33 protein-coding genes are annotated in these 23500 nt (G+C 37.4%); 20 read left to right on the forward strand and 13 right to left on the reverse strand.

Translation table 11 applies throughout. The features are described from left to right. Positions 1 to 25 precede the first annotated feature (25 nt). From Q360_RS27150 to Q360_RS0109365, 4 genes are all read left to right on the forward strand, one after another. Positions 26 to 157 carry a hypothetical protein gene (locus tag Q360_RS27150; protein WP_316931507.1) on the forward strand — a complete coding sequence of 44 codons (132 nt, stop codon included), beginning with the start codon at positions 26 to 28 and terminating at the stop codon, positions 155 to 157. Between the two features lie 27 nt (positions 158 to 184). Beyond that, on the forward strand, positions 185 to 706 hold the full coding sequence (locus tag Q360_RS27155) for a phytase (protein WP_316931512.1): 522 nt from the start codon (positions 185 to 187) through the stop codon (positions 704 to 706). A gap of 154 nt (positions 707 to 860) precedes the next feature. Further along, positions 861 to 1043 carry a hypothetical protein gene (locus tag Q360_RS27160; RefSeq protein ID WP_316931513.1) on the forward strand — a complete coding sequence of 61 codons (183 nt, stop codon included), beginning with the start codon at positions 861 to 863 and terminating at the stop codon, positions 1041 to 1043. 196 nt (positions 1044 to 1239) lie between these two features. Continuing rightward, on the forward strand, positions 1240 to 1605 hold the full coding sequence (locus Q360_RS0109365; RefSeq protein WP_027076860.1) for a DoxX family protein: 366 nt from the start codon (positions 1240 to 1242) through the stop codon (positions 1603 to 1605). A 5-nt stretch (positions 1606 to 1610) separates the two neighbouring features. On the opposite strand, the gene Q360_RS0109370 is transcribed toward Q360_RS0109365, so the two are convergent. Both Q360_RS0109370 and Q360_RS0109375 read right to left on the reverse strand, forming a co-directional pair. Beyond that, positions 1611 to 1958 carry a DoxX family protein gene (locus Q360_RS0109370; protein WP_027076861.1) on the reverse strand — a complete coding sequence of 116 codons (348 nt, stop codon included), beginning with the start codon at positions 1956 to 1958 and terminating at the stop codon, positions 1611 to 1613. A gap of 80 nt (positions 1959 to 2038) precedes the next feature. Next, positions 2039 to 2560 carry a 5' nucleotidase, NT5C type gene (locus tag Q360_RS0109375; RefSeq protein WP_027076862.1) on the reverse strand — a complete coding sequence of 174 codons (522 nt, stop codon included), beginning with the start codon at positions 2558 to 2560 and terminating at the stop codon, positions 2039 to 2041. 141 nt (positions 2561 to 2701) lie between these two features. Between Q360_RS0109375 and Q360_RS0109380 the strand changes: the two genes are divergently transcribed. Next, complete coding sequence (locus tag Q360_RS0109380) at positions 2702 to 3037, forward strand: CCC motif membrane protein (protein WP_027076863.1); 336 nt, start codon at positions 2702 to 2704, stop codon at positions 3035 to 3037. Between the two features lie 31 nt (positions 3038 to 3068). Here the strand turns inward: Q360_RS0109380 and Q360_RS0109385 are convergent, their stop codons facing one another. Beyond that, on the reverse strand, positions 3069 to 4172 hold the full coding sequence (locus tag Q360_RS0109385; RefSeq protein ID WP_027076864.1) for an SDR family oxidoreductase: 1104 nt from the start codon (positions 4170 to 4172) through the stop codon (positions 3069 to 3071). Positions 4173 to 4245: 73 nt separating this feature from the next. After that, positions 4246 to 5562 (reverse strand): adenosylhomocysteinase, encoded by a 1317-nt coding sequence (gene ahcY, locus Q360_RS0109390; RefSeq protein ID WP_027076865.1) that lies wholly within the window; start codon positions 5560 to 5562, stop codon positions 4246 to 4248. An 83-nt stretch (positions 5563 to 5645) separates the two neighbouring features. Between ahcY and Q360_RS22890 the strand changes: the two genes are divergently transcribed. The 11 genes from Q360_RS22890 (at position 5646) to Q360_RS0109450 (ending at position 14961) form a co-directional block, all read left to right on the forward strand. After that, on the forward strand, positions 5646 to 6302 hold the full coding sequence (locus tag Q360_RS22890; protein WP_036195550.1) for a 4'-phosphopantetheinyl transferase family protein: 657 nt from the start codon (positions 5646 to 5648) through the stop codon (positions 6300 to 6302). Further along, complete coding sequence (locus tag Q360_RS0109400; RefSeq protein WP_027076866.1) at positions 6303 to 6563, forward strand: thiamine-binding protein; 261 nt, start codon at positions 6303 to 6305, stop codon at positions 6561 to 6563. Next, a complete protein-coding gene (gene pnuC / locus Q360_RS0109405; protein ID WP_051554648.1) occupies positions 6547 to 7179 on the forward strand; it encodes a nicotinamide riboside transporter PnuC in 633 nt (210 codons plus the stop codon). Before Q360_RS0109400 ends, pnuC (Q360_RS0109405) begins: the two co-directional genes overlap by 17 nt. Further along, positions 7140 to 7703, forward strand: a complete 564-nt coding sequence (locus Q360_RS0109410) for an AAA family ATPase (protein ID WP_027076868.1) — start codon at positions 7140 to 7142, stop codon at positions 7701 to 7703. The genes pnuC (Q360_RS0109405) and Q360_RS0109410 overlap by 40 nt, the downstream gene beginning before the upstream one ends. Beyond that, positions 7700 to 9232: a DUF4301 family protein gene (locus tag Q360_RS0109415; protein WP_027076869.1), complete on the forward strand. Its 1533-nt coding sequence runs from the start codon at positions 7700 to 7702 to the stop codon at positions 9230 to 9232. The genes Q360_RS0109410 and Q360_RS0109415 overlap by 4 nt, the downstream gene beginning before the upstream one ends. 91 nt (positions 9233 to 9323) lie before the next feature. Continuing rightward, positions 9324 to 9629 (forward strand): hypothetical protein, encoded by a 306-nt coding sequence (locus Q360_RS0109420; RefSeq protein WP_156950069.1) that lies wholly within the window; start codon positions 9324 to 9326, stop codon positions 9627 to 9629. A gap of 210 nt (positions 9630 to 9839) precedes the next feature. Next, positions 9840 to 10013, forward strand: a complete 174-nt coding sequence (locus Q360_RS25755) for a hypothetical protein (RefSeq protein WP_156950070.1) — start codon at positions 9840 to 9842, stop codon at positions 10011 to 10013. Between the two features lie 451 nt (positions 10014 to 10464). Then, entirely contained in the window at positions 10465 to 12639 is a 2175-nt protein-coding gene (locus Q360_RS0109435) for a TonB-dependent receptor (RefSeq protein WP_027076871.1), read from the forward strand. A gap of 10 nt (positions 12640 to 12649) precedes the next feature. Next, positions 12650 to 13438, forward strand: a complete 789-nt coding sequence (locus Q360_RS0109440; RefSeq protein ID WP_027076872.1) for a 2OG-Fe(II) oxygenase family protein — start codon at positions 12650 to 12652, stop codon at positions 13436 to 13438. After that, on the forward strand, positions 13439 to 14029 hold the full coding sequence (pnuC, locus tag Q360_RS0109445; protein WP_027076873.1) for a nicotinamide riboside transporter PnuC: 591 nt from the start codon (positions 13439 to 13441) through the stop codon (positions 14027 to 14029). Positions 14030 to 14055: 26 nt separating this feature from the next. After that, a complete protein-coding gene (locus Q360_RS0109450) occupies positions 14056 to 14961 on the forward strand; it encodes an ABC transporter substrate-binding protein (RefSeq protein ID WP_027076874.1) in 906 nt (301 codons plus the stop codon). Between the two features lie 337 nt (positions 14962 to 15298). On the opposite strand, the gene Q360_RS27165 is transcribed toward Q360_RS0109450, so the two are convergent. Both Q360_RS27165 and Q360_RS0109460 read right to left on the reverse strand, forming a co-directional pair. Beyond that, on the reverse strand, positions 15299 to 15454 hold the full coding sequence (locus tag Q360_RS27165) for a VOC family protein (protein ID WP_316931508.1): 156 nt from the start codon (positions 15452 to 15454) through the stop codon (positions 15299 to 15301). A gap of 135 nt (positions 15455 to 15589) precedes the next feature. Then, a complete protein-coding gene (locus Q360_RS0109460) occupies positions 15590 to 16027 on the reverse strand; it encodes a Rieske (2Fe-2S) protein (protein WP_027076875.1) in 438 nt (145 codons plus the stop codon). Positions 16028 to 16160: 133 nt separating this feature from the next. Here Q360_RS0109460 and greA point away from each other — a divergent pair, with 133 nt between their 5' ends. Continuing rightward, entirely contained in the window at positions 16161 to 16637 is a 477-nt protein-coding gene (gene greA / locus Q360_RS0109470; RefSeq protein ID WP_027076876.1) for a transcription elongation factor GreA, read from the forward strand. A gap of 69 nt (positions 16638 to 16706) precedes the next feature. Continuing rightward, on the forward strand, positions 16707 to 17099 hold the full coding sequence (locus tag Q360_RS0109475) for an HIT family protein (RefSeq protein WP_027076877.1): 393 nt from the start codon (positions 16707 to 16709) through the stop codon (positions 17097 to 17099). Here the strand turns inward: Q360_RS0109475 and Q360_RS0109480 are convergent. Both Q360_RS0109480 and Q360_RS0109485 read right to left on the reverse strand, forming a co-directional pair. After that, positions 17086 to 17442: a hypothetical protein gene (locus tag Q360_RS0109480; RefSeq protein ID WP_027076878.1), complete on the reverse strand. Its 357-nt coding sequence runs from the start codon at positions 17440 to 17442 to the stop codon at positions 17086 to 17088. The two genes, Q360_RS0109475 and Q360_RS0109480, sit on opposite strands and share 14 nt — an antisense overlap. Positions 17443 to 17444: 2 nt before the next feature. Continuing rightward, positions 17445 to 18593 carry a sensor histidine kinase gene (locus tag Q360_RS0109485; protein WP_027076879.1) on the reverse strand — a complete coding sequence of 383 codons (1149 nt, stop codon included), beginning with the start codon at positions 18591 to 18593 and terminating at the stop codon, positions 17445 to 17447. A 130-nt stretch (positions 18594 to 18723) separates the two neighbouring features. Here Q360_RS0109485 and Q360_RS0109490 point away from each other — a divergent pair, with 130 nt between their 5' ends. Both Q360_RS0109490 and aat read left to right on the forward strand, forming a co-directional pair. Then, positions 18724 to 19101 carry a DUF3127 domain-containing protein gene (locus Q360_RS0109490; protein WP_027076880.1) on the forward strand — a complete coding sequence of 126 codons (378 nt, stop codon included), beginning with the start codon at positions 18724 to 18726 and terminating at the stop codon, positions 19099 to 19101. Between the two features lie 162 nt (positions 19102 to 19263). Continuing rightward, complete coding sequence (gene aat, locus Q360_RS0109495) at positions 19264 to 19896, forward strand: leucyl/phenylalanyl-tRNA--protein transferase (RefSeq protein ID WP_027076881.1); 633 nt, start codon at positions 19264 to 19266, stop codon at positions 19894 to 19896. Here the strand turns inward: aat and Q360_RS0109500 are convergent. The 5 genes from Q360_RS0109500 to Q360_RS0109520 all read right to left on the reverse strand — a co-directional run bounded on the left by Q360_RS0109500 (position 19888) and on the right by Q360_RS0109520 (position 23297). Beyond that, positions 19888 to 20577, reverse strand: coding sequence for a DUF2490 domain-containing protein (locus tag Q360_RS0109500; protein ID WP_156950071.1), 690 nt, complete (start codon positions 20575 to 20577; stop codon positions 19888 to 19890). The genes aat and Q360_RS0109500 overlap by 9 nt on opposite strands. Beyond that, positions 20564 to 21154 carry a hypothetical protein gene (locus Q360_RS0109505; protein WP_051554649.1) on the reverse strand — a complete coding sequence of 197 codons (591 nt, stop codon included), beginning with the start codon at positions 21152 to 21154 and terminating at the stop codon, positions 20564 to 20566. The genes Q360_RS0109500 and Q360_RS0109505 overlap by 14 nt, the downstream gene beginning before the upstream one ends. A gap of 12 nt (positions 21155 to 21166) precedes the next feature. Beyond that, positions 21167 to 21730 (reverse strand): DNA-3-methyladenine glycosylase I, encoded by a 564-nt coding sequence (locus Q360_RS0109510; RefSeq protein ID WP_027076884.1) that lies wholly within the window; start codon positions 21728 to 21730, stop codon positions 21167 to 21169. Between the two features lie 36 nt (positions 21731 to 21766). Beyond that, a complete protein-coding gene (locus tag Q360_RS0109515) occupies positions 21767 to 22729 on the reverse strand; it encodes a sodium-dependent bicarbonate transport family permease (RefSeq protein ID WP_027076885.1) in 963 nt (320 codons plus the stop codon). 259 nt (positions 22730 to 22988) lie between these two features. Then, positions 22989 to 23297: a hypothetical protein gene (locus Q360_RS0109520; protein WP_027076886.1), complete on the reverse strand. Its 309-nt coding sequence runs from the start codon at positions 23295 to 23297 to the stop codon at positions 22989 to 22991. Between the last annotated feature and the right edge of the window lie 203 nt (positions 23298 to 23500).

The raw sequence follows: 23500 nt of genomic DNA on the forward strand, positions 1-23500 counted from the left end.
TGAAATAATATACTAACCTATCATAATGAAACAATTACCATATCTGGTACTTGTCCTTGTTATTTTAAGTGCGTGCAACCCAATTAAATTACCAGCTATTGCGCCTAATATTATTATGGAATTCACGCTTAACGATACCGATGACCCAGCAATATGAATCAATCCAGATGACGCATCAAAAAGTATAGTTTTTGGCACTGACAAAGAAACAAACGGTGCACTTTATGCATTTGATTTAAATGGAAAAATTATCGAATCTAAAACTATCAGGAATATTGAACGGCCTAATAATGTAGATCTCAAATATGGCTTTCAATTGAACGATTCTACAACGACCGATATCCTTGTTTTTACGGAAAGAGAGAAACAGCAAATAAGGGTTTCTTCTGTCCCAGAAATTGAATCATTAGACTTGGGAGGCTTTAAAGTATTTGAAGATGAGAAAATACTTGAAAATAAGTTACCCATGGGAGTGGCCTTATATAAATCCTCAAAGGATGGGAAAGTGTATGCTATCGTAGGCAGAAATACGGGTCCTTCAACAGGGTATTTATATCAGTATGAAATGAAATCGGATAGTACCGGTGTACAAGCTAATTTTGTGAGGAAATTCGGTTCGTTTAGTGGTGAGAAAGAGATAGAAGCCATTGCTATAGATGATAAAAACGGATTTATTTATTATTCTGATGAAGGGGGTATGTATTAAAAAATATTATGCGGTACCTAGTTTCGGAGACGCCGAGATTTCCTGCTTTTGAGGCGAATACTTTTTGGAAGATATAGAAGGAATAGCAATTGCTAATTAGCTTGATGGGCATGGTTTTTTAATTGTATCAAATCAGCAACAGGGAGAGTTTAATATTTTTTCGAGGAAAGATAATTACTTTATAAAGGCTATAAACTTGAGTACGCTAGAGACCGATGGTTGCGATGTAGTTACCCTTCCTTTAAACGACACCTTTCCCAACGGACTTTTTGTTGCTATGAACGATGAGAAGAACTTTTACTTTTATGATTTAGGAAAGTTAAATCTTGATGAATAAGCGCCTTATTTTCTTTCAAAAGCGAAGATGGTTGTACAATAGTTGGTTAAGTGAGTTCAGTAGTTTTCTGTATTCTTTTTAAGAATAATTCTTATGAGTCAATATTATATAGTACAATAATCTTCTTTTTCATTTTTAGTCACTAACTTTATTTGAAATAGATTAATTACAGTTTGATTTAAATTTATATAACTTTATGGAATATATTACTATTGCCTTGCAACTCATAGTTGGGTTGAGTATTTTGAATGTTTGGCTCATCCAGTATAATAAACCTACCCAATGGCGTGGAGGAAATGCAACAACTATAAAAGAAGAATTTGAGGTATATGGTTTACCCGATTGGACTTGTTATGTTATTGGGTTTCTTAAAGTAGCATTGGCTATTGCATTGATAGCTGCGATTTGGTTTCCACAATTACTTCAGCCTGCAGCCCTAGGTTTGGCACTATTACTTGCGGGCTCCATTCTAATGCATCTAAAAATAAAGGATCCCATCAAAAAATCTTTTCCGGCATTTTTATTTCTATGTATGTGTCTTTATTTGACTTTTCTATCGTAACAACTTCAAATAAGGTTTGCTAGCTTTAAAAAGATATATCCGTTGATAAGAGCATAGAAAAATGCTGGTGCGGATTGTAAAACGGAATCCCGAATTTTTAAGCGTACACCGAAACCTAAAATCATCAAGAGGCATAACCCAAAAGCAGAAATAATTATAATCGTGACTTGATGAAAATAACCAACAAGAAGACCGATAGCTCCAATAAGCTGCAATAGGCCCACAAAAGTCCGTTGCCGCTTTAAACCGTATCTAATGAATTCCGTTTTCATTCGCGGAGATAAAAAGCATCCTAGGCCAAAAAATAAAAAAGAAAAGGCTGAGAAAAGTACAAGTATATTTAGTAAACTCATGACGATTATAAAGATAGACTAACTTACGCAGGCTCGGCATTCTTGCTCAAAAAAGGTAAGGATTATTTTAATTAGGTACTTCAAAATAATTTCTCTCCAATTTCTAGCCAAGTATCTGCGCGTTCAAATCCCTCCGTATTTATATTGTGTGGAGATGTGAATAATATGCCTCTACCGTCGAAGTTTTCAAGGTTATAGCTGCGATCATCAATCAATATATCTCCGTTCAGAATGTGCTTATGGCCACAGAGTATTCTATTTTGCCATGAGATAAATGGGAAGAACTCGTCTAGCCAATCACTTTTTTCTTCTAAGGAGTTGGGAAACTGCATGGCTGCCGATGCAATATAGATATCGTGTTGAGAGGCCAGTTGTTTCAATACCGCTATACTGCCGTCAAGGGGTTTAAGGTCTCTAAAAAAGCCACGTCTCCTCGCGTGTTTACGAACACTGTCTTGGTGTGCTTCGGGTACCATGTTCCAAACCTCATTTCCTGCGCATTTTTCAGCGGTAAGCCGACCGTCAAATTCGGCGTTGTACATTTCTATATGCGCACCGTAGGTATCCGCCATTACTTCGTCCATATCTACAAATATTCTCATAACTTTATTTTTTATGTAAAGTTCGTTAAATGGTATAGAATAGGGAAATAATTCTGAAACAACAGATTGTAGATAATAATTGATATCTGGCATTGGAATATTTTACCAAATATGCTTAACTTACCCTAAACCAATATTCAAATGACAACCAAAAAACTACCCAATGCTACTGCAGTTTATCTTCTGGCCTTACTAAGTATATGTGTTTTTTGTTTTGCAGGAATAGGAGTCATACCTGCTGTAATTTCGTACTTATTAGCTGGGAAATCTGAAAAAATTTATGTAGCGAACCCCGAGAGTTACAGTAATTTTTCGACTATTAAAAAAGGAAAAATAATAGCCATTGTGGCCCTTGTGTTAAATCTGATGATTATGGGTATTGCAATATGGACACTAACGACCATTGGCTGGGATGCATGGTCAGATGAATTTGTGCGAAAATGGAATGCTGGTTTAGATACTAATGGTGGGTACTAAATGCTGAATTAAATTGCACGATTTAGTGTTATTACCACTGTTGGTTCTTAAATCCTTCTGCTTTTGCAAATTTAATGGTATCGCTTAAATATTCTTCTAAATTATAACTGGGCATGGGTAAAATATTTTCTAGTACCGTCGTGTCCCATTCGCAAGGTTTAGAGGTTAGGTAAGGTGTAAGGTGTATGCCAATAGTTTTATAATAGAATTTTTCTAATTTGGATTCAAATCCAGTGTTGGTATTAATAATATTTTTTGTGAGCTTATAATTAGTAAAGGCGACAGCTTCCAAAATTTTTGAGATACCTCTGGTGATGTGGGTTGTTTTGGAATGGACAATATTCAATTGTTCAATTTTGGAATCAAAAACTGCTACTATGACCTTTGCTGCATAATCGGTGGGTATAATATTTAGTCCACTTTCTGCATTTGCTGTAATGCGAATGCTATCCGCGGTAGTATTTCTATGAAAGAATTTAGCAAACAAATAAAAGACCATGTATTTGGAGATAAAAAAGCTTGGCGTGTCTATAATATTACCGCCTAAGACACTCGGCCTTAAAATTTGGACGGGAATACCAGATTCCTCACTAGCCTTCATTACAAATTTTTCCGTTGCATATTTGGACGCCTCGTAGTGGTTTCTATGAGCTTTGGGTTCGTTGGACAGGTAGTCGTTAGGAATGAGTCCTTCAATGTTACCTACGGAAAAAGCTGTGCTAATGTAGATAAACTTGTCTATTAAATCTTTATACGTGTTAAAAATACGTTTGGTAAACTCCAGGTTTTCCTCAAATATCTCTTCCTTGGCTTCGGGTGCTGTGGAAAGGTTTACGAGTCCGGCCGAGTGTATGAAATGCGTGATTCTAATGTTTCCTAAAAATACATTTGGGCTTAGTAGCCTATTGGCCGAAACCACAGTAATCTTAGATAGGACTGCTTCGCTGTTCTTTTTTATAAAATCTGGAGCAAAGCTACTTGCAAGCATAGTTGCTATTCTACTTTCCGGAGTTTTTGATTTCCGTTCCCGTACAGGTAGGTAAATATGTTTTATCTCATGAAACTTCTCCTCTAGAAGTGAGAAAAGGATTCTGGAACCTAATGTGCCTGTTGCACCTGTAAGAAGAATAGTCATTTATTTGGGTATCTTAAATAGAAAGCCCTTATTCCTAAACAGGGATAAGGGCTTTGCCGTTTTTTACTTGATATTAATACCGGTAATATTCAGGCTTAAAGGGGCCCGCTACAGTTACGCCAATATATGCAGCTTGGTCTTGGTTCAGTTCTGTAAGTTCAGCCCCTAAACGAGAAAGGTGTAATTTTGCAACTTTTTCGTCCAAGTGCTTTGGTAGCATATATACATCATTATCGTAGTTATCCTTGTGCTTCCATAGCTCTATTTGTGCCAAGGTCTGGTTGGTGAAGGAATTACTCATTACAAAGCTTGGGTGGCCTGTTGCGCATCCTAGGTTTACCAACCGGCCTTCAGCTAAAATTATAATGTCCTTACCGTCAATAGTATATTTGTCTACTTGCGGCTTAATTTCGTCTTTAGTAGCACCGTGGTTTGTGTTCAACCACCCCATATCAATTTCATTATCAAAATGTCCAATATTACAAACGATGGCTTTATCTTTAAGTGCTTCAAAATGTTCCGCTCTAATAATATCTTTATTTCCTGTGGTTGTGATTACGATGTCAGCTTTACCAATAACGTTCTCTAATTTTTTCACTTCGAAACCGTCCATACAAGCCTGTAGGGCACAAATTGGATCGATTTCAGTAACCGTTACTATAGATCCTGCGCCTTTAAAAGAAGCAGCGGTTCCTTTTCCAACATCACCATAGCCCGCAACTACTACCTTTTTTCCTGCAAGCATAGTGTCTGTAGCTCTTCGTATTGCATCTACAGCACTTTCACGGCATCCGTATTTATTATCAAATTTTGATTTAGTAACAGAGTCGTTTACGTTGATAGCAGGCATAGGTAAGGTGCCGTTCTTTACGCGTTCGTATAACCTGTGAACCCCAGTCGTTGTTTCTTCGGATAGTCCGTTAATACCAGCAGCCAATTCCGGATACCTATCCAGTACCATGTTGGTAAGGTCACCGCCATCGTCCAAAATCATGTTTAACGGCTTTCTGTCCTCACCAAAAAACAAGGTCTGTTCTATACACCAGTCAAATTCTTCCTCGTTCATTCCTTTCCAAGCATATACAGGAACACCGGTATCCGCTATAGCTGCTGCTGCTTGGTCTTGTGTAGAGAATATATTGCAAGAACTCCAGGTAACGTCCGCTCCAAGAGCAACCAACGTTTCTATAAGCACCGCTGTTTGTATGGTCATGTGTAAGCAGCCTGCAATACGTGCACCTTTCAAAGGTTGTTCGTTATTATACTCCTCTCGTAATGCCATTAGTCCAGGCATTTCTGCCTCGGCCAACTCAATTTCTTTTCTTCCCCAACCGGCTAGGCTAATATCTTTTACCTTATAGGGTACAAATGGAATAGTTTTGGTGCTCATATCTTTTTTTCTTTTTACTTTCGTTCGTAGGCGTATAGCTTTTTTTACTGCGCTGCAAAGGTACAAAATAGACAAGGAATTCCATGCCGCTTCACAAAACAATAACAGTAAACGAACATACCTCCATTACCATTTGGAAGGTGGAAGAAACGCAGGAGCAACTTCAAAAGGGTATTACATTGTCTCCACATTGTCAAAAACGTTTTAGCGGAATGAAATCCGAAATACACCGCAGGGCGTTTTTGAGTATACGGCACTTATTGGCTCTTTACGGTTATGTGGATGAGGACCTCCACTACAGTAAAGCTGGGAAACCATATTTAAAGGACGGCACCCATATATCCATTACGCATTCTCACCATTTTACCGCGATTATTATTGGAAGGAAAGATGAGGTTGGTATCGATATTGAAATGCAGCGTGATAAAATTTTGAGAATAGCACATAAATTTACGCTCGTAAATGAATATAGAACGCTCGCTAATACCGAAGCTGTAGTACGAAAATTGACTATTGTTTGGGGTGCAAAGGAATCGCTCTATAAGATTTATGGCCAAAAAGGACTTAGTTTTCTGGAACATATATTCGTGAGCGATTTTTTATTTGATGATAAAAAGACAACCGCTACAATCCAATACAAAGGCGATACGCACAGCTACCATATTTGTTTTATGGAGTTTGAAGGATTTACCTGTGTTTATGCATTTCCTTTAGACAATAACTCAATAACCCAACAATAAATGAAGATATCTGTAGAATTAACCTTTTCGCCACTCCAGAATGATTTCGAGGAACACATCATCAGCTTTATAAAAAAATTGAGAAGTTCTGGATTAACCGTTTTAGAGAATCCCCTGAGTACACAAGTTTATGGCAGCTATGATGACGTCATGGCTGTACTACAAAAAGAAATTAAAATAGCTTTTGAATTGATGGATAAAGGGCTTTTATATATGAAGATGGTAAAATCCGATAGAAGCGATTATGAACCTCATTTCTGAATTTTTTATAGATCCTTACAGAAATAAGGAAGCTTATGTTATTATTCTGGAAGCGATAGTTTTTGTCTTTGGAATTTTGAGTGTCTGGTTTGCTAAAAAAGAAAATATTTGGGTATATCCTACAGGTCTGATTGCAACAGTACTAACAGTATATCTATTGTTTCGGGACGGACTCATGGGAGACATGGCCATGAATTTTTACTTCTCCGTCATGAGTATTTATGGCTGGTGGAACTGGTCCCGAACCAAGAACAGTAAAAAACTGGTGCGGATTTCTAGAACCAGTACTAGAGAGAAAGGTATCGGTTTTGCTCTTTTTGTATTAACCATGGTGTTTACCTACGGCGTGTACAACGTATTTGATGTTGAAATAACAACAAGCAATTATATCGATATTTTTACTTCAGGCATATTTTTTACGGCAATGTGGTATATGGCTTTAAAAAAACTAGAAAATTGGACACTCTGGATATTCGCGAATATTATCACCATACCGCTATACGCCTATAGAGGCTGGGGCATGCTTTCCCTGCAATACCTTATATTTACAATTCTCGCCACACAGGCCTATTTCGCATGGAAGAAAAGTATAGACAACACCCTTCAGAAATCTTAAAAGTGGTCCTTTTTGGGCCCGAATCTACTGGAAAAACCACCCTTTCCGAGCAATTGGCAAGACACTATCATACTGTTTGGGTGCCGGAATATGCACGCGATTACTTACAGCGTAAATGGAACAACGAACGCAAAACCTGCGAGCCACTGGATTTACTTCCTATTGCTGAAGGTCAGATGAAATTGGAAAATGAACTGACTAAAAAAGCTACTAACATTTTAATTTGTGATACGGACTTACTGGAAACAAAAGTCTATTCAGAGGCATATTATATTGGGGATTGTGACCCTATGTTGGAGAAGCACGCATTGCAGAATACCTATGATCTTTATTTTCTTACGTATATAGATATCCCATGGGAAGCAGATGACCTAAGGGACAAGCCTACGGAACGGGAAGAAATGTTTACTTATTTTAAAAAAACTTTGGAGAAATATAATCGTAATTTCATTATCTTAAAGGGCGATAAAAAAGAGCGATTACAAACCGCTATTGAACATATAGAAAAGCTACTTAAAAAATGATGGAACTCACGGAGAAGGACAAGAAACAGCTCGCTGCTAAAGGAATTAGCGAGAATAAAGTAATAGGGCAAATAGAAACGTTTAGTGAAGGAATTCCTTTTGTACATTTAAAAAGAGCTGCTGTAGTCGGGGACGGAATTTATCGATTTTCAAAGGAAGAAGAAAAGGAGTTGGTAGCAACTTATACCAAAAATTCAAAACAGTTGGATGTGCTTAAATTTGTGCCGGCTTCCGGTGCCGCTTCCCGCATGTTTAAGGCGCTATTTAGTTTTCTGGACGCATACAATCCAAAGGAAGAAACATTAGACGCCTATATAGAAAGAGCAAAGGACAGGGACATTAAAGTATTTGCGGATGACTTGGAAAAGTTTCCGTTTTATGCGGATGTCAAAAGTCGTTTGAAGGGGAGCGCTGGCTCCGAAGGAGAAAAATTGTATGCCTTCGTAAGAGAACTGCTAGATGAGAATTCACTTAATTACGGATTTTATCCAAAAGGGCTCTTGCCTTTTCATCAATATGGGACCGATACGGTGACACCTTTTCAAGAGCATTTAAAGGAAGGTGCCTTATATGCAAGTTCTAACGGAGAATCCCAACTGCATTTTACGATATCGGAACAGCACGAGGCCATGTTCAATTTTGAACTCAATGAAGTACGTGAAAAAGTAATCCTGGATACTAAGACGAATTTTTATGTAGATTACTCCTTTCAAAAATCGGCAACGGATACGATTGCGGTAGATATGGCTAACAATCCTTTTCGTAATGCTGATGGTTCGGTATTATTCCGTCCGGGAGGTCATGGCGCATTAATAGAAAACTTGAACGACCAAGATGCGGATATTATCTTTATTAAAAACATAGACAATGTTGCTGTAATGCGAGATGCAGATGCCGTAGCCGAAAGTAAAAAAATATTGGCAGGAGTGTTGTTAGATGCTCAAGAGAAAGCTTTCGCTTATACTAAACAGTTGCAGAATGGAATTGCCGATGCCCTTAATCATACTAGTCAATTCGTAGAAACAAAACTTAATGCTAGTTTACCAGAAGGGTATTCCGACATGTCTCGTCAAGACCGCGTAAATATACTTCTGGCAAAATTACAGCGACCCATACGAATATGTGGCATGGTAAAAAATGAAGGTGAGCCGGGAGGTGGCCCTTTTTGGATTACCAATGCAAAAGGAGAACGCTCTTTGCAGATTATTGAATCTGCTCAAATAAATATGGACAACGCGGAACAAGTCGCTATCCTTAAGAATTCGACCCATTTTAATCCGGTAGATTTGGTCTGTGGCGTGCGTAATCATAATGGAGAAAAGTACAATCTGTTAGATTTCGTAGATCATAAACAAGGTTTTATTACAGAAAAAACAAAAGATGGAAAAGAATTAAAAGCGTTGGAGCTTCCAGGACTCTGGAACGGCGCCATGGCCTATTGGAACACTATTTTTGTTGAGGTTCCCTTGGTCACCTTTAATCCTGTCAAAACAGTTAATGATCTTTTAAAACCATCGCATCAAGGTTAAAAAAACCAAAATTTATCTTGGTTAAAATCTAAACTCGTTTTTCTTCCGTAAATAAGGCACGATACAAATAGTAACGATGAAATTTTACAGCATGAAAAAATATATAGTAGTAGGCCTTATGGTGATTGGAACAATCTTTAGTGCAACAGCAAACGAAACGGTAAGTGCCGTAATTAATGAAGTAGCTATTTTTTCTACTGAGGAGTTCAAAAAAGTAACTTCAAAGGAACTTACACCAAAGGTTATAGAACAACTTTTAAAAGAATACCCAACTTCAAAATTAGGTGGGGTTTATAAAAATTCCAAAGGAGAATTTAAACTTATTATGGTGTTACAGAGCGGCACCAGAAGAACGGTGTATATAGATTACAATGGTAATTGGCTGAATAAAAAATAATTAATGTTAGTATTTAAAAAAAGTTGCTTTTTAGCAGCTTTTTTTAAACCCAAAAGTGACCTTTTGAAACTAGTAGTGTCTTATCCTTTAGAATAAAAGAAATTGAAATATGGTATCGGTAATATTCGCCTAAGTAGGTACCCTAGTATTTGTAACATCACTTTGCGTCATAGCTAAAATTTATTAGGAATAGGGTAAACTCAAATTAGAATGAGTGAAATTGTAAATCCTATTGTTTTAGGAGTCCTCACCGTAACTATATGGTTGGCAGTCTCTATACTTTTAAATTACACAAGAAACATAACTAATATTACCGGTAATAAACAAATAACCTTCGTAGGAATACTAACCATTTATTATGAAGGCAACACCACTAAAATCTAAAACGTTAAACCCCTCGTTCAAATTTTATCTAAGGCTAGCATTTAGCTATAGTAACAACGGTTTTTAAATTAATTTTTTTGGTTGTAATAAGAGGTTACCTCGCTAGCTCTTTAGCTTTTTTTAATAACAATATTTTTTTCATTTTCTGTTATGAAAGACAAAAAATGAGTATTACATTTGCAGCATCTCAAAGGGGTGCCAAATCCCGAACAACTATCAGGCAAGTCCTGAAACGCGTTCAGGATGAAGCTGAGATTATACCCAATGAACCTGGGCAGGTAATGCTGCTAAGGGACCGAGCGTTAAAAAAATGTCTTTGATATTTTTAGCGAGGGGTTGGCCTGCAAGATGGCTTACTTCATTATGGATTACAAGGTCTTTAACTAGACCAAAAATAAATCTTTAACTTAGAATAATAGCCCCTTTTATTCGTGACTAAATTTTAGTACGAATGAAGCTATCTATTTTTACAATTGCCGCACTTCTTGCGATGAACATGGGTCTACAGGCCCAGCAACAACCAACCGATTCTTTACAAGGAAAAAAAGTGGACTTGGATGAGGTCTTTGTTTCGGCCATACGGGTTACCAAAGCATCGCCAGTAACATTTTCCAATCTTACCAAGGAGGAAATAGCACCCAGAAACCTTGGGCAGGATATTCCTATTTTAATGAATTTTTTACCGTCTGTGGTAACTACATCCGATGCTGGTGCTGGTATTGGGTATACCGGTATTCGGGTAAGAGGCAGTGATGCAACTCGTGTGAACGTAACCATTAACGGAATACCGTTTAATGATGCGGAGTCCCAGGGAACGTTTTGGGTTAATATGCCCGATTTTGCTTCCTCTACCGAGAGTTTGCAATTACAGCGTGGGGTAGGAACATCCACCAACGGTGCCGGTGCTTTTGGTGCCAGTCTGAACTTATTAACCGATGGTTTTTCTGAGGATGCCTTTGCCCAAATAGGGTCATCAATAGGTAGTTTTAATACCATGCGCAACAATATAAAGTTCAGCACAGGAATGCTGAACGACCATGTGGAAATTTCTGGACGTTTGTCTCAAATAAATTCTGACGGGTATGTCGATAGGGCACGGGCCGATATGGATTCCTATTTCTTGCAAGGTGCGTATAAAGATGACAATACCGTCATAAAAGCATTGCTTTTCGGAGGGCACGAAATCACCTACCAAGCGTGGTACGGTATCAATGCCGAAACCTTGGAAAGTGATAGGACTTTTAATCCTTCCGGAATTTACACAGATGAAAACGGAGAAACCCAATTCTATGATAATGAGGTAGATAATTACAAGCAAGACCATGCTCAATTATTATGGAACGAGCAAATATCCGAATATTGGAGTACTAATATTGCCCTGCATTACACCAGGGGTAGGGGTTATTTTGAGCAGTTTAAAGAAGATGATGATTTCGCGACTTATGGTTTTCAACCATTAGCGGTTAATGGAGCTGAGGTAAACACCACAGATCTTATTCGTAGACGATGGTTGGATAATGATTTTTATGGTACTGTATTTTCGGCTAATTACAAAAAAGATAAACTGGACCTTATCATGGGTGGTGGTTGGAACCGTTACGAGGGTGACCATTTTGGTGAGGTTATTTGGGCACGTTTTGCTAGTGATAGTGAAATAAGGGACCGGTATTATGATGATACTTCTACAAAGACGGATTTTAATTTTTATACCAAAGCAAATTATAGCTTGGATGAGCAATGGTCGCTTTATGGGGATTTACAGTATAGAACGGTAGGATACACCGCTAATGGGGAAGAAACAGGTTTGGTAGACGATACCTTTAACTTTTTTAACCCTAAGGCAGGTCTTACCTTTGATTTGAATAGGAACAACAATTTCTATTTTTCCTATGCGGTAGCAAATAGAGAGCCGAATAGAAACGATTATGAAAGTGGTAATCCAAAACCAGAAAGGTTAGAGGATTATGAGTTGGGTTGGCGCTATGTTTCTCCGAGTGTGCAAGTAAATACCAACATTTATTACATGCAATATCAAGATCAGTTGGTGCTAACGGGACAGTTAAATGATGTTGGTGCTCCTTTACGAGAAAATATTGGAGATAGCTACCGATTAGGCTTAGAAATTGATGCGAATATAAGCCTAGGGGAGAAGTTTGCTTTACGACCCAATGTGACTTTAAGCAGCAATCAGAATAGGAATTTCGTATTCGAAAGGGATGGGGAGTTAGAGGAATTGGGCAATACCAATATCGCTTTTTCACCCAATGTTATCTTTGGGAATATATTCGTTTATAGTCCTACCACTAATTTTCAGGTTTCTTTATTGTCCAAATATGTGGGTAAGCAATATATGGGAAATATAGATTCTGATACATCTGTTTTAGATGCCTATTCCCAAACTGATTTTAACGTGCAGTACGAATTAAAATGCGACGGATTTTTAAAGAGCATTGTATTTTCAGGTCTGGTAAATAACATTTTTGACGCAAAATTTGAATCCAATGGATACTTTTTTACGTTTGATGACGACTTCACAACTCCGAATACTATAACCACCGTTGAAGGGGCTGGGTTTTATCCACAGGCGGGCACTAATTTCTTGTTGGGGGCTACATTGAACTTTTAGGTCAAAAGAGATGTTCAAAGATTTGAAGCTAAAAATTAGGGATGGGGGTTTTATTAGTACCAATATTCCCGCTTATACTGATGGGGTGCTAAGAACCGCTTTGCGGCGGTTCTTAGCATTACCCTCATTGGAACAGCAGCAATATTCCCAGAAGGAACTTTCAATTGCATTTGACGGGTATTCTTATATAGGGCAGAAGGACAGTCTTAATCAGTATGATAAGGACCTGTTGCATTCTTTTGTCTTATCTAATATCAGTCGAGAAGAAAGCTTTCCACAAGCGTTTCAGAAGTACCTGAAACAGGAGTTTCTGGAGCAGTTGGTATTCATTAGGAAATTGGAAAAGGAAGTGCTTAAAACTTTGGGTTTTCCGGAATCTAGGGTGTTCTATGAAGAACATATTAAACACATGGTTTCCTGTAATTTTTATCCAGAATTAGATGTGGCTACTCAAAAAATAATGCCTGCAGACCGACTTTCATTTCATACCGATGTTTCCTTATTTTCAGTTTTTCTTTTTGGACTGGAGTCTGGTTTCGTACACGAGAAGCCAACCGGAGAGAAAGTAGTACTCGACACAATAGATGAGATGGTGCTGTTTCCAGGTTATTTTATGGAACTGTTGACCAAGGGAAAAATAAGGGCCTTAAAACATGGTGTGGTGTTGCCGGAAAATAGAACCGAAGAGCGGTTTTCGTTTGCCTTCTTCTCTATACCCAAACCAGATGCTATTTTAGAGCTGAGTTCATTTAAAGGAAGTGGCTCGGAGTATTACCAACACTACTTAAATCAGTTCTAGATGGAAGCCGAAACAATAGCCTTGGGATTGGAAATTAGTGCAGTAGTCTTTGGACTGGCCTATTTGTTTTTTTTGATTCAAGAAAAACGGATATGTTGGTTGTTCGGCATAGCTTCTTCGCTATTTAGTATTGTTATTTTTTACCAGAACAGTTTATATTCGGAAGCTATTCTGTTCATGTATTATGTTATTATCGGGGTCTACGGCTATTGGTTATGGACAGCGAAAAACGAACAGAATGTATCTATTAAAATTACTAAAATTCCTTTAAAAGTTCTTGTACTCACTTTAATTATTGGGAGCTTAGGTGCGGTGTCCTTGGGGTGGTTCTTTACAAACTATTCAGATGCGGACAGTCCATACTTTGACGCTTCTACAACGGCTTTCAGCTTTGTGGCTAGTTATTTGGAAGTTAAAAAATACATTGCCGCATGGCTATTTTGGATTGTAATTAACGGGGCTACTATTTTTTTATACCTATCAAAAGACCTTAATATCTATACGCTACTTACCGTGGTATATTTTGCCTTCTCGTTTTTTGGCTTTTGGCAATGGAGAAAAAAATACAACGTAGCGAGCATTCGAGTTTAATCAAGTTTTAGCTAAAGAATTGGAATATGGAGAAATTTACGATTTCATTGGATTGGACAGCAAATACGAACCATACCGGTTTTTATGTGGCTAAAGCGAAAGGATTTTATACAGAATTAGGATTGGAAGTACGTATAGATACGCCGGATATGGATAATTACAGCCGTACTCCTGCAAAAAAAGTAGAATTGGGACAGGCAGATATGGCACTTTGTCCCTTTGAGAGTGTGGTCAGCTATCGTACTAAAAATAAGGCTTTTGATGCTGTTGCCATCGCTACTATTTTTCAGGAAGATGTGAGTGCCATAGCAAGTTTGGCAAGTAGTGGAATTCAGTGTCCGTCCGATTTGGATGGAAAGGTGTATGCCTCTTATAAAGCACGCTATGAGGATGAAATTGTAAGGCAGATGATAAAGAATAATGGTGGCAGGGGTGATTTTAAGATAGTATACCCTGAAAAACTAGGTATCTGGGAGACCATACTTAAAAGCAAATCCGACGCGACTTGGATATTCAGAAACTGGGAAGGCATACAGGCTGAAAATGAGGGAATCGATTTGAACCTTTTTAAAATGGCGGATTATGGTATTCCTTATGGTTATTCCCCAATTGTTTTCGCTAGCGAAAAAGAAGTAACCGAAAGAAAGGATGCTTACACCCGTTTTCTGGAAGCCACTAAAAAAGGCTATTTGTTTGCCCAAGAAAATCCGGCTGAAGCAGTAAAATGTTTTGCTCCCTTTGTGGCGAAACAAGATAAGAATATAGATTTAGTGCAGAGTCAGAAATGCTCATCCCCGTTTTACGGCACTGCTGAGAATTGGGGTATTTTGGAAAAACAAAAAGTAGCACAGTACTTGGATTGGTTGTTGGATAACAAGTTGGAGGAGCAGCCTTTTGCAGTGAAGGATTTGGTGTTTTTTGGGTTGCTTTAACGTTTGATTCAGCCTACAGGGTGATTAACCAACTGAGGCGAATGTCTTTGTTTTAGTGCTTTACCCATATAGATTGTTATAGGTAATAGTACAATGTAATTAGGTACTGCTTTTTATTGTGCCGGTTTAGTTTTATTACCGATTATAGGGCTTTTCCAAAGGTTAGTAAATTACCGTCTAGATCAAGTAAGATAAATTCTTTCTGTTCCCAAAGTTTTATTTGTAAGCCTCCATTTGGATGTATAGCTATTTTAGTATCAAGCAAGGACTGATAAAGCGTTTCAATAGCATCAGTTCTAATATAAACTTGACCATAGTTTTCCTTGGGGTCTAGTTTTTAAATTGAAAAAGAATAAATTTCTATGGTGTCTTTTCTAAGCATTAAATAGTCTCCACAATCTCCGGTTTCTTCAAAACCCAAGGTGTTCAGGTAAAAGTCTTTGTTTAGGGTTTTGTTTCTCATCGGTAATATCGGATTGATACTCTTGAGCATAGTTGTCACGGTTTAAGGATTCTGATGTTTAATTTTGGTTGTTGCTATTGTTGTTTTGCCTTTACCACTAACACAGTGATACTATAACAAGGCGCAATACTACTAACTACATATGAATTTTAAGTCTATCTACTCTCAATTCGAAATGTTCACAGAAGTCCCGCTAAAATTCGCCCTATATTCTAACATGTCATAATAACGGTTGCCGTCATCCGGTCTATTTAACTGTTGACCTGTAAACAAACTGTATTCATAGTCCTCGCATGTACAGGTGGCCACTTGACCTATAAAGTTCATCGTCGAACAATTATTAGGGGCATGGTTGGGACAACTCGCCTCAAAAGCCCTGTATTGGTTAAAGCCTGTATTGATGACGAATACACCTCGTGTTCCCACGCCGTCCTGCCGTATTAATACCGCTGTGCCCGTATTTGTAAGCGGACTATACAGAGGAAGGTTTAAGTTGACCTCAAAACGAAAACCCACCTCTTGCAAGAACGGATTTCTATTGGTACGTTCACTTTCACAAGCACAAGATATACCGAGTAGCACTAGTAGGAAAATACGTTTCATTTCTATATATGGTTTTAACAAAAGGTAAACAAAAATGCGTAAAAAATATGTATATTTGTGCTAAATCCTCTCTAAAAAAGCCTACAAATAAGGCATATGCAGAGGATTTTTTTATTTAATAAACGACGCTATTATGAGTAACGTATCTTACTATACCGCGGAAGGACTTAAAAAGTTAAAGGACGAGCTAAATCAATTGCGAGATGTGGAGCGCCCTAATGCTTCACAGGCTATTGCGGAAGCCCGTGATAAGGGAGATCTTTCTGAAAACGCAGAATATGATGCTGCAAAAGAGGCGCAAGGCTTGCTGGAAATGAAAATTTCGAAGATGGAAGGAATATTGGCTACCGCAAGATTAATAGATGAATCTCAATTGGATACTTCTAAGGCGCTGGTATTGTCTACCGTAAAACTGAAAAATCAGAATAACGGTATGGAGATGAAATATAAACTGGTAGCCGAAAGCGAGTCGGACATTAAAACGGGTAAAATATCGGTCAGTTCTCCTATTGGCAAAGGTCTCTTGGGTAAAAAAGTAGGCGATGTCGCAGAGATTGTCGTTCCAAATGGCAATTTAAAATTAGAGATTATAGAAATCACCAGAGAATAAGCACCGTTAATTTGGTATATTTAAACTCCTTCTTATTGAGTTAGGGTTTTTTAGGTTAAAGACGAAATTATGCCAACATTATTTACAAAAATCATAAATGGGGAAATACCCTGCTACAAAATTGCTGAGGACGCTAACTTTTTAGCTTTTTTGGATATTAATCCTAACGCTAAGGGTCATACATTGTGTATCCCAAAAATAGAGGTAGATAATATTTTTGATATGGAGGAAAATCACTTTACCGCATTAATGGTATTTTCTAGAAAAGTGGGGAAAGCGATTGGTGAAACTATAGATTGCAAGCGTGTAGGTATTACAGTTATTGGTTTGGAGGTGCCGCATGCACATGTTCATTTAATTCCTTTAAACAGCTTGCAAGACGCTACTTTTCAGTATAAAGCACAACTAACATCAGAAGAATTTGAGTCGGTGGCAGCAAGTATTCAGTCTAATATTCAATAGGGCCAGATAAGAAAATATAAATAGTGGCGGCTACCAACGCTATCAAAAATAGTAGCAATACATAAAAGAATACGGTGGGTTTTGAAGATTTCTGCTCAGGCACCACGGTTTTTTCATAGTAGTTGAACATCCGTTCAATATCCTGCGTCCAACTTACGGGATAGATATTAGATTTACATTTATTACATACCAGTTTATTGGAAACTTTTGCAGTGGTTTTATGGAAAAAACGGTCATAGGTGTGTTTTTGATAAAAGCTAAGGTTTAAGTCTTGGTTAAAACATTCCGGACAGTTATTGGCCAGGTTGGCTTCCTTTATAATGACTAACTTTTCTTTTATCATGATTACTTTGCCACTTTTAGAGATATCTGCATAATGGTTCCCTCTTTTCCTGACGAAAGTACCTTTATTTTTCCGTTATGATATTCTTCCACTATCCTTTTAACAAGGGATAGGCCTAAACCCCAACCTCTTTGTTTTGTCGTAACCCCAGGATTAAAGATAGTAGTAAAGTTAGTTTTTAGAATTCCAGAGCCTGTGTCTGCGACCAAAATCTTAACGAATTTACCATTAGGAATAATTTCTATCGCGATAGTTCCTTTACCTCGCATGGCATCTATACCGTTTTTTACTAGATTTTCTATCGTCCAGTTATATAGGGAGCTATTAAGTAGTACTGGTAACGTTTCTATTTTACTAGAGAATGAAAAATGGATGAGCTTAGAACTTCTTCTTTTTAAATATTCGTACGCTTTCTCAGTTTCTTTAACAATATCCATTTGGTCTAATTTGGGTAGAGAGCCAATTTTAGAGAAGCGGTTTGTAATGGTTTCTAGCCTAGCAATATCTTTCTCAATTTCTTTAGTTATATCTGGGTTTATTTGTTCCATTTTTAGTAATTCATTCCATCCCAATAAGGAGGATAAAGGAGTCCCAATCTGGTGGGCGGTTTCTTTTGCCATACCTGCCCATAACTTGTTTTGTTCAGACGATTTGTTGGTCTTGAATAGAAAATAGATAACGGCGCCAAAAAGGAAAATAATTAAAAGAAGAGCAATAGGGTAGTATTTTAGTTTGTTCAAAACCTCAGAATTTCCATAATATAAGGTGGCTAAATGTTCGCCTTGTTGATCCACTGAAATTGGGGTGTTTTCCCTTTGGAATTCATGTAACTTTTTTTGAATGAAAACGGAATCGGTTACTTTTTCCTTAGGGATATTGTTTACACGGATAGAACTATCCTTGTTGATTAATATCATAGGTGTAGACGTATTGTTTTGAAAAACACGAAGATGAAGGTTTCCTAACTCTACGTTTTCTGAGGATTGTAAAAATTCTGACTGCGCCGTAGCCCATATCTCCATTTTAAGTCGCTCCTCTTCTTTAAAGGTTTTGAAAAAGCTATTGGTATTCCAAAGAATAAGGCTAACTAAAATAAAGGACCCTATTATAAGAAAATTGCTAGCAGTCTTGCTTTTAGGGTTAAATTTCATCCAATTGTTTTCTGTTATTAAAGATAACCCAAATTGTAAATAATTGTTGTGTTGTATTACAGTGTGTTAGTTTTATTACCGCATCATTTTATGTACTTTTGAAATTCGATTGTATAAAAGAGCATTTAAGATGGAATTAGAAGGAAAAGTAAAATTAGTTGGAGAGACCAAAACTTTTGGTAACAACGGATTTAGAAAAAGAGAATTGGTCATAACTACAGACGAGCAATACCCCCAGCATATTTTGGTAGAGTTTGTGCAGGACAAATGTGATCTGTTGAACAGTTGCGGTGTTGGGCAAGATGTAAAAGTCGGTATTAACGTAAGGGGACGAGAATGGACCAACCCACAAGGAGAGGTAAAGTACTTCAACTCTATTCAAGGATGGCGCATAGAAACCGCTGAACAGCAAGCTCCTGCAGCCGGTATGCCCCCTGTTCCTCCTATGGAAGCATTTGAACCTGCAGATAAATTAAACGAGGAAGATCACGACGACCTTCCCTTTTAAAAAAATATAGCCACTAAAAACAAATCTGTTTATAGCGGTTTTCGTTTTGTTTGGAACTATGAGACTTGTTTGGCTTAAAACGTTGAACAGGTTTTTTGTTTTTAAGCTTTTGGTTAATTTGTAAATTAAACCGTTGTGAAAGAAGGAGAGCAATATAAATCTATCGCGTTTTTGTCAGACAGCTTGGTATTCCCTGATGTATCGCAGGCAAATAGAGAAGGTCTATTGGCTGTTGGCGGAGATCTTTCCCCAGAAAGACTTCTAATGGCTTACAAAAACGGTGTTTTTCCTTGGTTTAATGAAGATTCGCTGATTCTTTGGTGGAGTCCAGATCCACGAATGGTACTGTTTCCAGAGCACATAAAGGTTTCTAAAAGTATGCGTAAAGTACTGCGAGAACAAACGTTTAGATTAACCCAGAATACTTGTTTTGAAAGAGTGGTAGAATACTGTGCTACCGTAAAACGGGAACAACAAGAAGGCACATGGATTACCAAGGCAATGAGAGATGCCTACTTGAGCCTTCACGAGAGGGGAATTGCTAAATCTTACGAAGTATGGGAAGATGATACATTGGTAGGGGGCTTATACGGAGTGGATTTGGGGACAATCTTTTGTGGCGAAAGCATGTTTAGTTTAAAGACCAATGCGTCTAAATTCGCATTTATAAAACTTGCAGAGGAGCTAAAGGAAAAAAACTACAAGCTTATTGATTGCCAACTCCATACGGATCACTTGGCTAGTTTGGGAGCAATGGAAATTCCTAGAAAGGAGTTTGTTCAGTTCCTAAAGTGATAGGACAATGCTTGTGAGTAGGAACAAAACGTGCTCCGTACCCTGCGTATAGTTCTCCGTGCGGTACTCCGTCCCAATTTGGAGTTTTGTGTTCTGGTCGAGCAGCCATCCTAGATGGGCAGTAAATCTTTGGTCGTATTCTGGTACTGTTGCTTTGGCAACGCTTAGTAGTGCTTCGGTAGATACTATGATGTAGGATTCGCCTACATCAAGTTCTTCGCCCTGCAAAGGAAAATCGAGTGCAAAACGATACCTGAATCTGTGAATGGTAGAACTTTTTGTAATACGTTGTTCAGATCTAAAGCGATTTCCTAAGCGCGCGCCTCTAGTGCTTTTGGTTACATTATACTGTTGTATAAATCGTAGTTCATTTTCCTTTGTTCTTTCAAAAATATCTCTAAAACGATACAGTACTCCAAGCCCAACACTCTTATCATTTCCAATTTTAAGATTGGAGAAATGTACGACATCCAATTGCCTTACGGTAAATTGTGTTTGGTCGTCCTTAAGAATATAGCTTCGTTTTGCGAGTGAAAAGTTATGAACGTAGTTGGGTGTTACTTTGTAATTTATGGCTACATCTGGTTGCCAGTATCCCGTTAGGTTAGCCTGTGCTTCAAGAACAGATGAAGTACATAGAAAGAACAGCAAAAATAGATAGCTATGTTTAATAAAGCACATGGTCATAGTTTGGGGGCAACTGTTTTCTTTTGTTTATAAAGTTACCTTGGGCATCAAAAAGAATTTCGTATTCCAAATAGCTTTTGTTTTCTTTAGCTGATACAATTATCTCATAATTTAAGCTAGGTATTAGTAGATTTTGAAACGCATTCCTTAGTGTCTTTTGTAATTTTTCTTCCGCGGATGCTAGGTATTGTTGCTGTATTTTTTTTACACGATGTTTATTGAACGCTTTGTTAAAATACATAGTTATATTCGCCAGCACGTCCGAAGGAATGTCTACAGGTTCAATAGTTATTTCAATATCCTCAAGCGCACCATCTACATCAAATTCCATGCTGTACCAAAGCTTGTCTTTTTTGAATTTTGCTTCATAACTACTTTTAGTACTATCAGTTTCCTTATAAAACTTTAAGCGTTTTGTATTTTTTACATGGGTATCGACAAGGTCTTTGGCTACTGTCGGAAATTGGTCTTTTTTTATACGAAATTCGCGCTCGTATTTGTTTTGAGCAAAAGAAAAAAAGGCACATAATACCAAAACAGGAGTGATGAAAATTTTAAATGTTGCGAACATGTATTAAAGGTTTTATACTTGGTTATATCTAAAACAACTTATTTCGTGGTCGTTTACCATTCCGGTAGCTTGCATATATGCATAGATAACGGTACTTCCTACAAACTTAACTCCCTTTTTTTTTAGGTCATTACTTAAGGTTTCGGATAGTAAGTTATTAGCAGGTCCGTCTTTATAGTTTTTGACACCATTCTTTATCGGTTTATGGTTTACGAAAGCCCAGATGTAGTTACTGAAACTTCCATGTTCTTTTTGTATTTCTATAAACGCTTTTGCATTGGAAATAGTTGCCGTTATCTTTAAACGATTTCTTATAATTCCCGGATTTTGTAACAAACTGTCAATTTCGGATTGCTTGTATAGCGCAATCATTTTGCAATCAAAATTATCGAACGCGGCCCTAAAATTTTCTCTTTTTTTGAGCACGGTAATCCAACTGAGTCCGGATTGAAAAGTTTCCAACATCAAAAATTCAAAAAGGGTGTCATCATTTCTTACAGGAACACCCCATTCTTCATCATGATACTTTTCATAAAGCGCATTGCCTTTGCACCATTCACATTTATTCTTTAACATAAGATTAGATTACCCTACTAAAGATAAGGCAATAGCTTAGAATGTTTGTACAATATGCAGGTAAAGGGGCATTCCAATGGTTATATTAAAAGGAAATGTAATAGCTAATGCCATGGGTAAGTATAAGCTAGGATTAGCAGTAGGAGCGGCTAAACGCATGGCGGCGGGCACAGCAATATATGATGCGCTCGCTGCTAAGATCGCAAACAAAAACCGATTTCCAATACTATCGATAAATGCCGAACTAATAATTGCAACAGTTATTCCATTGATCAATGGAATAACGATAGCGAACAAAAATGCAAACCATCCTTTTTTAAGGAAATCCGCCAATTTTTTACCACTAGTTATTCCCATATCTAGCAAAAAAACAGCTAAAAATCCTTTAAAAATATCAGTAGTAAAAGGTTCTATTCCTCTAGCTTGCTGATCACTGGCTAAAAAACCTATCACAAGACTACCCATTATAAGCAATACGCTTCCGTTGGTCAAGGAGTGCCTTACCACACTAGGTAAACGTATTTTATCCTTTTTGTTTTTTTGAAAATAGGACATTAAGAGGACTCCTACGATTATGGAGGGTGCTTCCATTAAAGCCATTACGGCAACCATATGCCCTCCAAAGGGTATTTGTTCCAATTCCAAAAATGATACTGCGGTAACGAATGTTACTGCACTAACTGATCCATAAGCTGCGGCAATGGCACCAGAGTTGGCAACACTAAATTTTTTTCTCAGGATAAAGTATGTGTAAATAGGAACGAAAAGCGCTAAAAAAACACCGAAAAGTAACGACCAAAAAATCTCCATATCCAAATTGCTATGGGATAGTTCAAGCCCACCCTTAAACCCAATGGAGAACATAAGATATAAGGATATAAATTTTGAAGAGTTAGGAGGTATTTCTAGGTCACTTTTAAGTTGTACAGCCAAAACACCAAGGAAGAAGAAAAGAAGGGCTGGGTTGGTTAGATTGTCCAGTAATAAATGTAAGTCCATTTTAAGTTTTGGGTTGGGATATTTATAGGGGACATATTGCGCTCTGGAGATAAAATATATGTAGTTTATGAAACATTTACTCCATAAAGTATGTGCTAAAGCTTAAAATAAACATCTGTTTTAGATTCGATTTTGCAACCATAATCTACTTCATTTAAAATGCGAATTTCTACTAGTATCAAAAAAATTTCAGGTTAATTAACCCGAGCATATAACTACTTATTTTATCTCTTATGAAATTTATTTCTATACAGTCTGGTTACTCACTAATAGAGATTTCTAAGGTTCCGTTTATTGTTATTTTCGCACCTGACTTTCTCATTTCAGCAAAAAATTCCCGCGCTGTTGCTTTTTCGCGTTCCAATTCTCCAATTCTCCCATCTGGATATTTGGTGTCTGCACCAGAATAGCCCTCGCTTAGCGATAGTCTTTGTAACTTGTGGAAATTTAGTTTTTCATCAATGAGTGACACAATAATGTCTGTGGCTTCTGATACAGTGAAGTCTCCTTCTACTAACTGAATTTTTTGCGTGGTGGTTTTATTTATACTAACGTTTGCTACTTTCATGGTGTTATGTAATTTGAATCTGCTACTAAGTTGGTATTAATTATCAATAGATTTCTATTTATATATGTTATATGGTATATAAACTTTAATTATACGTCGGAGGTGTCTTCTTTAAATTTTTAATAAAGGTCCATACCCTTTAGGGGTATTTGGAATGCTAAGTAGGTTTTCAATATTAAAACCCACAGGTTTTAACCATTCAA

Origin of the sequence: Maribacter antarcticus DSM 21422, from assembly GCF_000621125.1 — a bacterium.
GTDB lineage: Bacteria > Bacteroidota > Bacteroidia > Flavobacteriales > Flavobacteriaceae > Maribacter > Maribacter antarcticus.

Excerpts from the sequence above, each read along its gene's own strand:
- Q360_RS0109480 (WP_027076878.1), bottom strand. The coding sequence starts at position 17,442 with ATGATAAAAGAAAAGTTAGTCATTATAAAGGAAGCCAACCTGGCCAAT.
- Q360_RS0109520 (WP_027076886.1), bottom strand. The coding sequence starts at position 23,297 with ATGAAAGTAGCAAACGTTAGTATAAATAAAACCACCACGCAAAAAATT.
- Q360_RS27150 (WP_316931507.1), top strand. The coding sequence starts at position 26 with ATGAAACAATTACCATATCTGGTACTTGTCCTTGTTATTTTAAGTGCG.
- Q360_RS0109450 (WP_027076874.1), top strand. The coding sequence starts at position 14,056 with ATGGAGAAATTTACGATTTCATTGGATTGGACAGCAAATACGAACCAT.
- Q360_RS0109365 (WP_027076860.1), top strand. The coding sequence starts at position 1,240 with ATGGAATATATTACTATTGCCTTGCAACTCATAGTTGGGTTGAGTATT.
- Q360_RS0109410 (WP_027076868.1), top strand. The coding sequence starts at position 7,140 with ATGGAAGAAAAGTATAGACAACACCCTTCAGAAATCTTAAAAGTGGTC.
- Q360_RS0109380 (WP_027076863.1), top strand. The coding sequence starts at position 2,702 with ATGACAACCAAAAAACTACCCAATGCTACTGCAGTTTATCTTCTGGCC.
- Q360_RS0109400 (WP_027076866.1), top strand. The coding sequence starts at position 6,303 with ATGAAGATATCTGTAGAATTAACCTTTTCGCCACTCCAGAATGATTTC.
- Q360_RS0109415 (WP_027076869.1), top strand. The coding sequence starts at position 7,700 with ATGATGGAACTCACGGAGAAGGACAAGAAACAGCTCGCTGCTAAAGGA.
- Q360_RS27165 (WP_316931508.1), bottom strand. The coding sequence starts at position 15,454 with ATGCTCAAGAGTATCAATCCGATATTACCGATGAGAAACAAAACCCTA.
- Q360_RS0109375 (WP_027076862.1), bottom strand. The coding sequence starts at position 2,560 with ATGAGAATATTTGTAGATATGGACGAAGTAATGGCGGATACCTACGGT.
- Q360_RS0109370 (WP_027076861.1), bottom strand. The coding sequence starts at position 1,958 with ATGAGTTTACTAAATATACTTGTACTTTTCTCAGCCTTTTCTTTTTTA.
- Q360_RS0109475 (WP_027076877.1), top strand. The coding sequence starts at position 16,707 with ATGCCAACATTATTTACAAAAATCATAAATGGGGAAATACCCTGCTAC.
- Q360_RS0109515 (WP_027076885.1), bottom strand. The coding sequence starts at position 22,729 with ATGGACTTACATTTATTACTGGACAATCTAACCAACCCAGCCCTTCTT.
- pnuC (WP_027076873.1), top strand. The coding sequence starts at position 13,439 with ATGGAAGCCGAAACAATAGCCTTGGGATTGGAAATTAGTGCAGTAGTC.
- greA (WP_027076876.1), top strand. The coding sequence starts at position 16,161 with ATGAGTAACGTATCTTACTATACCGCGGAAGGACTTAAAAAGTTAAAG.
- pnuC (WP_051554648.1), top strand. The coding sequence starts at position 6,547 with ATGAACCTCATTTCTGAATTTTTTATAGATCCTTACAGAAATAAGGAA.
- ahcY (WP_027076865.1), bottom strand. The coding sequence starts at position 5,562 with ATGAGCACCAAAACTATTCCATTTGTACCCTATAAGGTAAAAGATATT.
- Q360_RS0109510 (WP_027076884.1), bottom strand. The coding sequence starts at position 21,730 with ATGTTAAAGAATAAATGTGAATGGTGCAAAGGCAATGCGCTTTATGAA.
- Q360_RS0109420 (WP_156950069.1), top strand. The coding sequence starts at position 9,324 with ATGAAAAAATATATAGTAGTAGGCCTTATGGTGATTGGAACAATCTTT.
- Q360_RS0109500 (WP_156950071.1), bottom strand. The coding sequence starts at position 20,577 with ATGTGCTTTATTAAACATAGCTATCTATTTTTGCTGTTCTTTCTATGT.
- Q360_RS0109485 (WP_027076879.1), bottom strand. The coding sequence starts at position 18,593 with ATGAAATTTAACCCTAAAAGCAAGACTGCTAGCAATTTTCTTATAATA.
- Q360_RS0109490 (WP_027076880.1), top strand. The coding sequence starts at position 18,724 with ATGGAATTAGAAGGAAAAGTAAAATTAGTTGGAGAGACCAAAACTTTT.
- Q360_RS0109440 (WP_027076872.1), top strand. The coding sequence starts at position 12,650 with ATGTTCAAAGATTTGAAGCTAAAAATTAGGGATGGGGGTTTTATTAGT.
- Q360_RS0109505 (WP_051554649.1), bottom strand. The coding sequence starts at position 21,154 with ATGTTCGCAACATTTAAAATTTTCATCACTCCTGTTTTGGTATTATGT.
- Q360_RS0109385 (WP_027076864.1), bottom strand. The coding sequence starts at position 4,172 with ATGACTATTCTTCTTACAGGTGCAACAGGCACATTAGGTTCCAGAATC.
- Q360_RS0109460 (WP_027076875.1), bottom strand. The coding sequence starts at position 16,027 with ATGAAACGTATTTTCCTACTAGTGCTACTCGGTATATCTTGTGCTTGT.
- Q360_RS0109435 (WP_027076871.1), top strand. The coding sequence starts at position 10,465 with ATGAAGCTATCTATTTTTACAATTGCCGCACTTCTTGCGATGAACATG.
- Q360_RS22890 (WP_036195550.1), top strand. The coding sequence starts at position 5,646 with ATGCCGCTTCACAAAACAATAACAGTAAACGAACATACCTCCATTACC.
- Q360_RS25755 (WP_156950070.1), top strand. The coding sequence starts at position 9,840 with ATGAGTGAAATTGTAAATCCTATTGTTTTAGGAGTCCTCACCGTAACT.